This window comes from Fibrobacter sp. UWH4, assembly GCF_900142475.1.
Lineage (GTDB): Bacteria > Fibrobacterota > Fibrobacteria > Fibrobacterales > Fibrobacteraceae > Fibrobacter.
The window spans coordinates 384298-397328 of sequence record NZ_FRAY01000004.1 but is presented as its reverse complement, the minus strand read 5'-3'; the positions used below and the strand labels follow the sequence as shown (position 1 = coordinate 397328).

The window sequence follows — 13031 nt, the reverse complement described above, 5'->3', positions numbered from 1 at the left end:
CTTTGAGGTTTTGAGAAATTGTTCTCTGTGGCTCAGAGGGCGTTAGCCCGTGCTCACACCTCACACCTAGTTTGCAATCATCTTCCGGTAGCTTTTGGCGTTACCGATCCAGAGTTTTACGAGCAGTTCCTCGAGCGAGGCCGAAGTTACGTATTCCGGATCGGCGTCCTGAATCTCGTCGGAAATCATGTTCGCCTGGGTCGGGTTCAGCATCCCGTAATACAGCGCTTCCATGAGCTGCGAAAGGAATTCGGGCGATACGCGTGCCACGTATTCCATGTCGTTGAGCGGCGGAAGCTGCGTGTTGTCGGGGCTGAACTGGTCCAGGTTGTCCATGGTCCACAAGTCAGCGGCCTTACCCATATCGGCGGTCATGGCTACATTCTTGATAGCGGAACGGTATTCGTCCCACTCTTTCGCTGTAGTCTTGCCTGCCTTGCGAATTTTTTTCAGGAAGGAAAGGACCGTGTAATACAGGTCCTTTTCCCGCTGATTGATTTCCTTTTGGGAGGTTGGAACCATAGGCGACCCTTAGTGGCGGAAGTGCCTCATGCCGGTGAACACCATGGCGATGCCGAATTCGTCGCACTTCTCGATAGAGAGGTCGTCCTTCTTGGATCCACCCGGCTGTACAATGTAGCGTACGCCTGCATCGTGGGCGGCTTCGACGTTGTCTGGGAACGGGAAGAAGGCGTCGGAACCCATCACGACTTCGCCGAAGACCTTCTTTTCGAGAGCCTTGAGGCCAGCTTCGTTGATGCACTTGCCGTTTTCGTCAAAGAAAGCCTTGGCTTCCTCCATACGGGCGACATTGTCGCGCACGCGCGGCTGACAAAGACGGAGGTTGGAGTCGATGCGGTTCGGCTGACCGGGGCCAAGACCCATCACCTGGAAGTAGCCGGGCTTGTATTCGTAACCCATCACGATAGCGTTGGACTTGGTGTGCTTGGTCACGAGCCAGGTAAAGCGGGCGAGGTCTTCCTTGTTCTTCGGGAACTGGGCCTTCGTCACGCATTCAAACTTTTCGTAGGTGTCCACGTCGCGGTCCTGAACGAGCATGCCGCCGATCACGTGCTTGTACACCTTGCAGTGCGTTGCCTTCTTGATTTCGCCGACTTCAAGCAGGCGAATGTCCTTGGACTTGTTCTTCAGGAATTCGAGAGCGTCGTCGTCGAATGCCGGAGCGAGCAAGATTTCGACAAAGCGGCCCTTCAAGAATTCAGCAGTCTTGAGGTCCACCTTGCGGGTCACTGCAATCACGGAACCGAAGGCCGACACCGGGTCACCTGCCCAGGCGGCTTCCATGGCTTCGCGCAGGCTTTCGCCGGTAGCAAGTCCGCAGGGGTTCATGTGCTTCACGATCACGACGGCGTTGCCTTCGCTGAATTCGCGGGCCATTTCGAGGGCGGCGTCAGCGTCCACGATGTTGTTGTAAGAAAGTTCCTTACCCCAGAGCTGCTTGGCGGTAGCGAGGCTTGCTTCGGTGCAAGTCGGGTCGCGGTAGAACACTGCGGACTGGTGGGAGTTTTCACCGTAGCGCATCGGCTTCGGGTCAACGAATTTCAAAACGAGTTCTTCGGACATGATTATTCCTTTGTTGTCTAAAATTTCTGTGGGGTGAAGATTACTTCACACCAATGAGGGAGAGGTCACGCACAGCGCCCTTGTCAGCGGACGATGCCATCGCGGCGTATGCCTGCAAAGCCTTGGACACGACGCGGTCGCGGTTTTCAGGTTTCCATGCCTTGGCGCCGCGGGCTTCCATTTCCTTGCGGCGTTCGGCGAGTTCGTCGTCGGTGAGCTGCACGTTGATGGAGCGGTTCGGAATGTCAATCTCGATGACGTCGCCCGTGTGCACGAGGCCGATGTTACCTTTGTTGGCGGCTTCCGGAGAAGCGTGGCCGATGGAGAGACCGCTGGTACCGCCGGAGAAGCGACCGTCGGTAAGGAGGGCGCAGGACTTGCCGAGGTGACGGCTCTTGAGGTAGCTGGTCGGGTAGAGCATTTCCTGCATGCCGGGGCCACCCTTCGGGCCTTCGTAGCGGATAACGACCACGTCGCCTGCCTTCACCATGTTCGGGTCGAGAATGCCCTTCACGGCATCTTCCTGGCTTTCGAACACCACGGCGGGGCCGGTGAACTTGAAGATGGATTCGTCGACGCCAGCGGTCTTCACGATGCAGCCGTCCACGGCGAGGTTACCGTACAGAACAGCGAGGCCGCCGTCCTTGGTATAGGCGTGTTCGCCGTCGCGGATAGCGCCGTTAGCGCGGTCGAGGTCGTGGTCCGGGTACATGAAGTTCTGCGAGAAGGCGACCAGGTTGTACTTGCGGCCGGGGCCAGCGAGGTAGCGCTGCTTGGCTTCTTCGGTCGGGTTGCGCTTGAGGTCGTTCACTTCGAGAGCTTCGCCCATGGTCTTTGCGTGGACGGTCTTCGCGTCCTTGTGGAGGAGTCCCATGCGGTCCAGTTCACCGAGAATGCCCATGATGCCACCGGCGCGGTTCACGTTTTCGATGTGGATGTTGTGAACGGTGGGGGCCACCTTGCAGATGCACGGCGTATTGCGGGAGAGGCGGTCGATGTCCTTCATGGTGAAGTCCACGCCTGCTTCCTGGGCCACGGCGAGCAAGTGAAGCACGGTGTTGGAGGAGCCGCCCATGGCGATGTCGAGGCGCATGGCGTTTTCGAAGGCGTCCTTCGTGGCGATGCTACGCGGAAGGATGCTGTCGTCGTTCAAGTCGTAATACTGGTGGCAGAGTTCCACGATGCGCTTACCGGCAGCTTCAAAGAGTTTCTTGCGTTCGGCGTGGGTGGCAACGATGGTGCCGTTACCCGGGAGGCTGAGGCCCAGGGCTTCGGTGAGGGAGTTCATGGAGTTCGCGGTGAACATGCCGGAGCAGGAACCGCAAGTGGGGCAGGAGTTCGCTTCGATGGCGGCCACTTCTTCGTCGCTGATGGTGCTGTCGGCGGAATCGATCATGGCGTCAATCAGGTCAAGGGCGCGATCCTTGCCGTCCTTCGTGGTCACGTGGCCAGCTTCCATCGGGCCGCCGCTCACGAAGATTGCCGGAATGTTGAGGCGCATGGCGGCCATGAGCATACCCGGAGTCACCTTGTCGCAGTTGGAGATGCACACGAGGGCGTCGGCGCGGTGGGCGTTTGCCATGTATTCGGTGGAGTCCGCAATCAGGTCGCGGCTGGGGAGGCTGTAGAGCATGCCGTCGTGGCCCATGGCGATACCGTCATCGACCGCGATGGTGTTCATTTCCTTAGCGACACCGCCGGCGGCTTTAATCGCACGGGCGACCACTTGACCCAAGTCCTTCAGGTGAACGTGGCCCGGAACAAACTGGGTATAGCTGTTCACCACGCAAATCACCGGCTTGCCAAAGTCTTCCACTTTGGTTCCAGTTGCGTGCCACAGGGCGCGTGCACCGGCCATTTCACGGCCTTCCATAGTCTTGAGCGAACGAAGTTTCGGCATAATAATCCTCTTTTTGTGTCTTTAAGCTCTGCGACGCTACCCGTAAAAAATTACGGATGAAAACGCCAAATTTCGAATGAAAATGTAGAAAATTCTATTTTTATGCGTGCTATGTTTCACCCAATAAAACATTTCTTGACGATAACTAAGCACCGCAACGAGGTGATTCGGCTTTGCTTTAAGGCGGGAATTGGCTTTCAGGGCCTGTTCCATGATTTGTCCAAGTACAGTCCGACGGAGTTTATTCCCGGGGCGAAGTATTATTTGGGTGACCAGTCGCCAAATAACGGCGAACGCAACGACAAGGGCTACAGCCTCGCATGGATGCACCACAAGGGCCGAAACAAGCATCATTTTGAATTCTGGTACGACTACGAAATGGCGACCAAGAAGTTGGTGCCCATCGATATGCCCGACCGCTACATCAAGGAAATGTTTTGCGATCGTGTGGCTGCTTCCAAGACGTATAACAAGGCGGGGTACACGCAGGAATCTCCGTTGCTGTACCTTACCAAAAGTACCGCCCGTGAAAAAATGACGGAGACGACTTACAAGAAGTTGCTTTACCTGCTAAAGATGCTTGCCGAAAAGGGCGAAAAAGAAACGCTTGCATTTATGCGCCGCACGAAGGTGTTGCCGACAGAGTAGTTTTTCGCTAGGTGTACCTATAAACATCGGAAAAAATGAAGTTTATAGGTACGAAAAGCCTTTTTTTACTTCTGTAATTGGTTGATGTTTGGGGCATTGTACCTATAACGGTTTGTTTAAATAGGGCCTTATAGGTAAAAATAATAAAAATGATGAAAAACGTTTACTTGGTTTGTTTGTGATTTAAGGCCGACTACCTATAAACATTCTTATTTTGAGTCTTTTATAGGTACACTTTTATATTTGCTTGGGGGACGTACCTATAAATGATTGACTTTAGCTTGGTTTATAGGTAAAATAGCTCTATTTAAAAATGCTTTGGCGAAAAATGGTCTGCGTCTGTGAATGTCACTAGATTTTTGCAATAAGCACATTCAGCGTAAGGCCGCCGTGGCTTGTGACGATGTGTTTGGCTGCAGCGTTGTTCTCCGGCGAAAGGGCGGGGCATTCGCGTAAAAGATTTGCGGTGCAGGTGTATCTGGCGCCATCGCGTGTATCGTCTTTCGGGACGAGAATGGCGACACTGAAAAATTTGCCGAGCTGCCTTAATCCGCTTGCGAGCGAAGCGAGATGACGCCCAATTTTAGTATAAAGTTTCGGGGCGTCAAAGTCGAGGCGCTTGCCATAGGGGGGATTCAACACGAGAATGGGTGAGGTGTCGCCGCAAAGGCCTGCAATTTCTTTTGAGGTGTAGCTGAAAAAGTCGCGGAGTTGCGGGGTGATGGTGGGCGAGTTCCCGTTTGGAGCGAAGCTTGCGAGCGGGCTGCATTCCACATTGTGCCTGATGATTTCGATAGCGTGTTCCGAGATGTCGCTCGTGACAATTTTAGTGATTGTTGCGGCAGCAACCTCTAGTCTTTCGTCTGTAGGGCTTTGCCCGTTCTCTCGTCTAGTTAAGAACTTCCACGTTGCTTCTTTGAAGGCGGGCTGGTGCTTGAGTGCAAAGTCGCGGCAGATGCCGGGAATGAATCCGTTTGCCATGTAGGCGGCTTCGAGGCTGAAGGTGCCGCTGCCTGCCATCAAGTCGAAAAGGGTTGCTCGGAAGGGGGTGTCTTGTGTGAAAATGTGATGGGACTGATTTGAAGAATTTTGGATGATACTTTGTGCCTCAAAGATCATTGCGGCGGCAATTGTTTCCTTGAGTGGGGCGTCGTTGACGAACCGTTCGTGGCCACGTCTATAGAGCTCTTCTCCGGCGAGGTCTAGCCAAATGGTGCAACGATCATCGAGGAAGGTAACGTATAAATGTTGTTCGAAATTTTTTATTGGGTTGGAGTTCCCCGCCTTTGCGAGGATGACTTTGAACGGGGTGTTGCGGGGTGTCCCCGCAGAGGGGGTAGCGGATGCCGTGACTGCAGGAGCGAGGCGGCGTTCCCCTTCGATAATATTCTGTAGCCTTTCTGCGACGGCGTCGCTGTGGTAAAGGCGTGAATGCCTGCAGGTAACATGGATGTTGATGGTGTTGCGAGCTACGTTGTTTGAATTAGTAGGATTTGATTTCTCGTCTATCGCCTGTTGGACGCTACCTGTTCTCTCGTCTAAATAGAGCTCCCATGGAATTTCGGCGGCTTTCTTTTCAAAATTGCGGAAGTTTTCAGCCTTGAAGTCGGCGATGTGCATCAGAATACGGTTGGCAATGCGGCTGCAGGCGACCGCTTTCCACGCGTCGGTGATTTTCGCGGTGAATTCAACTTTGCCGTCTCCGGTGACGTGCGGGAGAGAATTGGTGTCGGGTGTCTTGACCGAATCGCCGTTTTTTAAGATGCTGCTAAGTTCGTGGGCGAGCGTTTTTTCAAAACCGAGCGGGACAACCGCCTGAAATCGGTGTGGCTTGCCGATGACTTGTCGCTTGATGCGCTTTTCGAAAGCGGAATTTGTTGCCGGAGTGTGAATCACGCCCCAAATATAACTTTTACGAATGCCGAAGCATATAAATTGCAGAGAAAGTCTCTTTTATATGCTTGATTTGAATAAATTAACTTTCCCTGTGTGGGCCAAAGCATATGAAATCGAAAAACAGACGGCTTTATATGCCCGCCCGCCTCAAAAGACCCTTAAAAAGACGTCATTTTTCAAAAGATGTCGAAAAAAACACCTTTTTTGGACATTTGGCAAGGGCTTTGAAAAAATTCACCTTGCGCGAGGTGAATTTTTTGAATGTGCTAGAACTGGAAGTAGATGAACGGGCAGCTGTCTGCGCTCATAAACTGGTAAATGACGAAGATGATGAAAGCGGTCGAAATAACCATGAGCGGAACCGGCTGCGACGCAAATGCGATACGGTAGCGGCTCTTGAATTTTTTCGGGACCCAGTGGATGAGCATGCCCGCGACAAACACGAGGATGATGTTGATGTGTTCCCAGGCGATGGAGCCGAGCGTGTCCCATTTCCAGGCGGTACCCATCTGCTGCACCATGTTCTTGGCGGTGTTCCAGGCGACTTCGTTTGCTTCGGCGGGGTCGAGGTTTGAACCGGCGCGGAAGAAAAGTCGCGTAAACGTGATGAACACGAAGGTCAGGGTGACGTTCCAGGCAACGTAAAGGCCGTGGAAGTATTTGTCGCTGAACAGGCGGAAAATCATGACGGCGTAGATGCCTGCGAAGAGAACGCCGAAATAGACCGCGGTAATCGCGAAGATGGCGGTGTGCGTCTGCTTGAAGATGATGGCGCTAGCGGCGAAAAGCAGGAAGGCTGCCGAGGCGCGGAACGTCCTGCTGCGTTTGACCCAAAACTTATTGAATACCTGGCCGAAACCATTGAGGCCACCCCAGATGATAAAGTTCCAACTCGCTCCGTGCCACCAGCCGCCCACAATCTGCGTGGACATGGCGTTCATGTTGGTGGTGATGAACTTGCGGGAATCCGGCTTGAAATAAGCATAAATAGCGATGTAGAGGAAGAACAGGCCGAGGGCGATGCCGACCCAGACGCTACCGGAAAGGAGAATGGCGACAAGGCTCAAGAAGGCCATCCAGAAGTAGGTGCCGAGGGTGGCGTTGCGGTTACCGCCTAGCGGAATGTACAGGTAGTCGCGCCACCAGCTCGAAAGGGAAATGTGCCAACGACGCCAGAATTCGGTGGGACTGAGCGCCTTGTAGGGGCTGTTGAAGTTTTGAGGTAGGCGGAATCCCATCAGGAGGGCCACGCCGATAGCGATGTCGGTGTAGCCGGAGAAGTCGGCGTAAACCTGCAGCGAGTAGGCGAACAGGGCGATGAGGTTTTCAAGTCCCGTAAACAGGAGCGGCGTATCAAAAACGCGGTCTACGAAGTTGGTGGCGAGGTAGTCGCTCAAGATAATCTTCTTGGCAAGTCCGTTTAGAATCCAGAAGACGGCGATGCCGAAGGTGCGGCGGGGCAGGAAGTATTTGCGGTAAAGCTGCGGCACGAACTTGTCGGCGCGAACGATCGGACCTGCGACCAGCTGCGGGAAGAACGTGAGATAGAATCCGAAATCGAGAATGTTCTTGACGGCCGAAATTTTGCCGCGGTAAATGTCGATACAGTAGCTAATCGCCTGGAAGGTGAAGAACGAAATGCCTACGGGCAGGATGATGGTGTCGACGAGGGAATTCGTGCCAAACAGCTTGTTGCTGGCGGCGGCAAAGAAATTGTAGACGTGAAGCTCGATGCCGGTAAAGTCGTAGAGAGCGTCCAAGAAGAAGTAGGAATATTTATAGTAGCACAATACAAGCAGGTCAATAATGACGATGATGATCATCCAAAGCTTCTTTTTCCAATGCTCTTCGGCGCGTTCAATCCACTTGCCTATAAAGAAGTTCGCAACCACGCAGAAAATAAGAATGCAAACGTAGCTCCCGCTCGTTTTGTAATAGAAGAACATGCTCGTCGCAAACAAGAATGCGTTGCGCAGTAGAATGCGGTTCTTGATGAGGGTGAGGAACGCAAAAACGACTGCGAAGAATCCCCAGAAGTAGAATTGCGTAAACAGCAGCGGACTGTTCGGGTCAAACGAGAAAGTGCGAGTGAGGTATGGTATTAAATAGTCAAGCATATGAATTAGTTGGCAGAGCTTAGATCTTAGAACTTAGTACTATCTTTTGTCTAAGCTCTAAGAGCGAAGCGGTCTAAGTTCTAAGTTCCTTTTTATTCGCTCCTCGTTTGTGCGGGCAAATTCGCGATGTGTTCCTGATAGCTGTTGATGATAGCCTTGTAGAACAGGTCGCCGAGCAGGTTGTAGCCCGAAAGTTTGAAATGAACCTTGTCGGCCTTGGCGAGGTCCGCCTTTTCCCACTTGGCCATGGAACCGAGGCCGCCCATGATGCTGAACTTGTCCCAGACGCCGGCCTGGTGCTTTTCGGCGAGTGCAAAGAACGCCTTGCGGGCGATGTCGCCATTGGGGTGCTGCACGTAGCGTTTCTTCTTGACTTTGCGGTACATGTCGTTGTTGGTCTCGAAGATAATCGCTGCGTTCGGGTTCACGTTCTTGATGCGGGCTATCAGCTTATCATAATCGTCCTTGAACTGCTTGTCGTTAAAGTGCTGCACGTTGGCGTCGTTGATGCCGATGGCGAAAATGACGAGGTCGGGCTTGTAGTAGGCGAGCTGCTTTTCGAACAGCGGACAGACTTCTTCGAAATAGTCATGAACCTTGGCTCCGTTGATTCCTACGCCCGTATAGGTGATGCCGGGGGCGTCGGTTTCGGTGAGAATGCCGGTGAGCGTGAAACGCGGACGGGCGTTCTTTTTCACAGAATCGGGAACGGCGACGGTGTCGGCGATGCAGTGCTCTTCGGCGATGTTCGTGGAATCAAGTTCGCCTTCGGCGTAGTTGACGGAGGGCTTCTTCGCCATGTTGGCACAGCTGCGGGAACTGTTGCTTGCAGCCTTGTTCTTCGCTTCTTCGCGAGCGAGGCAGGCGGTGTCAAGAACGTCGCATTCTCCCTGGAACATGGAGTCGCGGGCAACGTCAGGTTGAGGAATCGCTACGTTGTTCGGAATCTTGGCGGGAGCATCGGTTTCGATTTTTGAGGTCGGCGAGCCTGCCGAACCATGTTTGTCGTTTGCAAGTGTGTCTCCATTTGCTTTTTTTAGCGAATCCTCGACGGCGCGGGCGATGGAATCCTGCAACAGGGAGTCGGTAATAAACTGCGCAACAGTCGCCTGCTGTAAAGAATCCATCCAGCGAAATGCAATTTGTATGGAATCAATCGGCCGTGGGGAGGTGAACACGTAACTTTGACTTGTGGTATCCAGCGTGCCGTAGATATCGGTTGAATCGACCCGCAGCACGGGAATGACATCGTTGTTGTCGCTATAGCCGAACAGGCGGAACTTGGTTTCGCCCCAGAGCGGTGTCGAATTGTACTTGTCCAGAAGAATCGAAATTTCGGCGCGCGGGTCGGAGGTGCTGACAGCGATGCCGAGAAGTCCGAGCGGCTTCTTGATTTCGCGTTGCACGTTCTTGTTCATGTCCCAGATGCCTTTATAGTAACTGGCGTAGCTGGCGGGCGTGTTGGTGCGTGCCGCGGAGTAGGGAAAAACGAAACCGCGACCGGCGGATGCTCCCGGATATTCCTTGATAAAGTGCTCGCGGATGCGTCCGGAAATCACGTCCGCCTGCAGGTGCGAACCGCCGATATGCAAGATGCGGACTTGCCCCTTATTTTCGAATACAAGCGTGTCCAGCTTATTGAAAAACGGTGTGAACGCGGCGTTCCCCTTGGGGAACTGGATTACGTTCAGCGAAGAATCGATAAAGTCGTAGCGCGACAGGTCAATGGAATATGCTCCCGGCGCGGTTGGTTGCTTTGTCTCGCCTGCGAGGGCGTTCGTGGCGACCAATGCGATGAATATCACAAGAAGGAAGAGACGCTTCACTTGCTATTCTCCTTTGCGCTATCCTTTTCGCTTTTTTTCCACTCGTGGATGTCCTTCAGCTTTTCGTCGCTGATGTGATGGCGATCGCGGAACTTGAAGTAGTCGTAGTGCATGCGGAGTGCTGCGCAGAAAAGGTCTCCCATGTAGGCCGCACCCCTGCGGGTAAAGTGGATGTGGTCCGTGAAACCGAGCGCGGGTTCCTTGTTGACCCATTTGATCATCGATCCGTTTCCACCCATGACGCGGTGCATGTCCCAGTAGGCGGCGCCATTATCAAGGGCCACTTCGCGGAGAGCCTTGATGGTCATGTTGAGTCCGGCGTAAGTTTGCCATTGCCCGTCTTTTTGGCGTGCCATGTCGGCAGGGCCGATGAAAAGAATGTCTGCATCGGGGTTCGCCTTTTGGATTGCCTGAATCTGGCGGGTGATGATTTTCTTGGTCCATTCGATGTTGCCGGAATTCGTGCCCGGAACGAGGTTGCCGCCGTATTCCATGATAATCAGGCGGGCGTTCATCGCCTTGTAAGATTCCGCAAGAAGATCCGAGTCAATGCGGTGGAAAATTGTACCCGAAGATCCGCGCATGGCGACGTTGTCAACGGCGACGCCGTAGGCGCCGTCTGCCGCAATGGCGTAGATTTCGGCGTTACCGGAAAGGTACATCTTGGCAATCGAGGTTGTGTCCTTGAGTTTCCAGGTGTAGACCTTCAGCTTGTTGTAGGTCTCGACGGTGGGCTCGCCTGCGTCGACCACCTTGGTCGTGCGCTTTTCTTTCGGGTTGCCTTCGGCATCTTCACCGACGACTTCCACAAAAGTCTGGTTCACGTTGAGCTTCGCCTTGAGGTGCGCGCCCTTGTTCATCAGAATCTTGACGGTGCTGTAGCCGCCTACGTGGCTGAACGCGTTCTTGCGTTCCTTGCGCTTCTGAATTGTAATCGCGGCTTCGCCTTCGAGTTTCGCGAACTGGGCTAGCGGTCCGTAGCGGCTGTGGTCCGCTTCTTCTTCCTTGGGGCCGAACAGGATGTAACGCGAAAGGGCTCCGGAATTGGAGTGGCTCGTCGTCATCGAGGGTACGGTCATAATCGGCGGCATCATGCCGGGGCCTGCACCGCCGAACTCGTCCTGCAAGTCTTCGCGGATGGTCGCCGAAATGCGGTCTTCTTCGAGCTGCGAGTCGCCGTAGTGCACGATGTGGACCACGTTCGAATCGAGGCTCGCCAGTTCCAGGTGCAAGAAGAAACGGTCAAACCAAGTCGGATCGTTGTTCGGCAAGTCGAAACGGGTTTTGCCCTTTCTAAAAAAGTCCTCGTAGAATTTGAGCGAGTCGCTGAAGGCTGCAAATTCCTTCCGTTTGGTCGCTTCCATCATTTCTCGAATGGCATCTTCGGGGTCCGCCGCCGAAGAATCCGCAAGCGAATCCCCCATAGCGGAGTTCTGTTTCTCGAAGATTTCGGTGAGCTTCGGGTAACGGAGCGTGTAATCTCCGACATGGATGCCGCCGTCGGGGTAAATTAGGGCGATTAGCCCCAGCACGGCGAACAGGCTGATGATGGATAAGAGAACTTTTAAAGGGGACATCATGGTATAATTATGAATTCGAATTTCGGAATTCTGAATTAATACAATCTTGGCAGCGCCGCCTAATTTCTTAATTCCGAACTCTGAATTCTGAATTGGCTAGGCTTTCTTTACCTCGGTGTTGAGTCGTTCTACGATGGCGTCTACGTTTCCGACGAACATTTCGCCGGTGCGCATGTCCTTGTATTCGAATTCACCTTCGGCGGCCTTGGAACCGTCTACGTACACGACGATTTTGGCGCCTTGATAGTTGGCCTGGTCCAGCTGCTTACCCATCTTCATGGCGGCGAGCGGGTGTGCGACCGAGAACGGCTTGGCGTTCGTGTTACCTGCGGCGTTGCGGAACACCTGGGCTGTTTCGAAAACCTTTTTCATGTCGTTGGTAAAACTTGCAATGTAGAAGTCGACACTCTGTTTCGGGCTCGGGAGCAACTTGTGTTCGGCGAGCAAGTCGGCGAGTACCACGTCGCCCATGCCGAAGCCCACCCCCGGAATGCGTTCGCCACCGAGCTTTTCGGTGAGGCTGTCGTAACGGCCACCGCCGGCGATGGCGCGCATGGATTTGCCCTTGTCAAACACTTCGAACACGATGCCGGTGTAGTAGGCGAGGCCGCGAACAATGCTGAGGTCCAGGTTCACGCATTCGCCGTAGCCTGCAGCGGTAAGCGTTGCGAACAGGTCTTCGATTTCGGCGAGGGCGGCAGTCGCGTTTTCGCTATGCACCTTGGCCTTGACTTCTTCGATGCTCTTGCAGCTCATGAAGTCGTCGAGCTTTTTCACCTGGTCTTCGCTGAGACCAGCATCGGCCAGAGCCTTGGCAAACGCTTCGGGCCCGATTTTCAAGCGGCGGTCAAGCACCGGGTAAACAAGCGCCGGATTCGGGGCGCCGATTTCTTCGAGGTAGGTGGCCAAGAGCTTGCGGCTAGAAACGCCAATCGCAAATTCGCCGTCCTTGAGGCCGAACTTGCGGAGCATCGTGGCGATGGCTGCCATCAGGTCGGCTTCGGCGTAAATGCTTTCGGTACCGATAATGTCCATGTTCAGCTGGAAGAATTCGCGGAGACGGCCCTTCTGTGCCTTTTCGTAACGGAACAGGCGCGGCATGCTGAACCACTTGAAAGGCTTCTTGAGTTCGCGGGCCTTCTGGATTACGAGGCGAGCAAGCGTCGGGGTCATTTCGGGGCGGAGCGCGATTTCACGGTCGCCCTTGTCTTTAAAGTTGTAAAGCTGGCTTACGATTTCTTCGCCGGACTTGCCCGTATAAAGCTCCAGATGCTCAAACATCGGGCCTTCGTATTCTTCGTAGGCAAAAGATTCGGCGACGCTACGCCAGGTGTCAAAAATGTAGTTCTGGATGCGCTCGGCTTCCGGGTAAAAATCGCGTGTGCCCTTGGGCAACTGAGGGATAGAAATACTCATAGTGGCACGCAATTTAGAAAATAATAGGGCTGTCTATTGTAAATCCACAACGATTCACGCCCTA

Annotated in this window: 9 protein-coding genes; 1 reads left to right on the top strand and 8 read right to left on the bottom strand. The window is 53.7% G+C overall.

What is annotated here, in order from left to right:
- Nucleotides 1-66 precede the first annotated feature (66 nt).
- Genes BUA93_RS09655 through ilvD form a run of 3 tightly spaced genes read right to left on the bottom strand, consistent with a single transcriptional unit; the run spans nucleotide 67 to nucleotide 3484 of the window.
- Nucleotides 67-522, bottom strand: a complete 456-nt coding sequence (locus tag BUA93_RS09655) for a hypothetical protein (protein ID WP_072978934.1) — start codon at nucleotides 520-522, stop codon at nucleotides 67-69.
- A gap of 9 nt (nucleotides 523-531) precedes the next feature.
- On the bottom strand, nucleotides 532-1584 hold the full coding sequence (locus tag BUA93_RS09650; RefSeq protein WP_072978933.1) for an IMP cyclohydrolase: 1053 nt from the start codon (nucleotides 1582-1584) through the stop codon (nucleotides 532-534).
- 40 nt (nucleotides 1585-1624) lie between these two features.
- Nucleotides 1625-3484 carry a dihydroxy-acid dehydratase gene (gene ilvD, locus BUA93_RS09645; RefSeq protein WP_072978932.1) on the bottom strand — a complete coding sequence of 620 codons (1860 nt, stop codon included), beginning with the start codon at nucleotides 3482-3484 and terminating at the stop codon, nucleotides 1625-1627.
- Between the two features lie 111 nt (nucleotides 3485-3595).
- Here ilvD and BUA93_RS09640 point away from each other — a divergent pair, with 111 nt between their 5' ends.
- Nucleotides 3596-4132, top strand: coding sequence for a DUF5662 family protein (locus tag BUA93_RS09640; protein WP_072978931.1), 537 nt, complete (start codon nucleotides 3596-3598; stop codon nucleotides 4130-4132).
- Between the two features lie 351 nt (nucleotides 4133-4483).
- Here BUA93_RS09640 and BUA93_RS09635 read toward each other — a convergent pair whose 3' ends face one another.
- The 5 genes from BUA93_RS09635 to hisS form a co-directional block, all read right to left on the bottom strand.
- Nucleotides 4484-6028, bottom strand: a complete 1545-nt coding sequence (locus BUA93_RS09635) for a THUMP domain-containing class I SAM-dependent RNA methyltransferase (RefSeq protein WP_254793930.1) — start codon at nucleotides 6026-6028, stop codon at nucleotides 4484-4486.
- 266 nt (nucleotides 6029-6294) lie between these two features.
- Nucleotides 6295-8145 carry an MBOAT family O-acyltransferase gene (locus BUA93_RS09625; protein ID WP_072978929.1) on the bottom strand — a complete coding sequence of 617 codons (1851 nt, stop codon included), beginning with the start codon at nucleotides 8143-8145 and terminating at the stop codon, nucleotides 6295-6297.
- A gap of 92 nt (nucleotides 8146-8237) precedes the next feature.
- Nucleotides 8238-9971 carry a GDSL-type esterase/lipase family protein gene (locus tag BUA93_RS16570; protein ID WP_072978928.1) on the bottom strand — a complete coding sequence of 578 codons (1734 nt, stop codon included), beginning with the start codon at nucleotides 9969-9971 and terminating at the stop codon, nucleotides 8238-8240.
- Nucleotides 9968-11551 carry an SGNH/GDSL hydrolase family protein gene (locus tag BUA93_RS09615; protein WP_254793929.1) on the bottom strand — a complete coding sequence of 528 codons (1584 nt, stop codon included), beginning with the start codon at nucleotides 11549-11551 and terminating at the stop codon, nucleotides 9968-9970. The genes BUA93_RS16570 and BUA93_RS09615 overlap by 4 nt, the downstream gene beginning before the upstream one ends.
- Nucleotides 11552-11647: 96 nt before the next feature.
- Complete coding sequence (gene hisS, locus BUA93_RS09610) at nucleotides 11648-12967, bottom strand: histidine--tRNA ligase (protein ID WP_072978927.1); 1320 nt, start codon at nucleotides 12965-12967, stop codon at nucleotides 11648-11650.
- Between the last annotated feature and the right edge of the window lie 64 nt (nucleotides 12968-13031).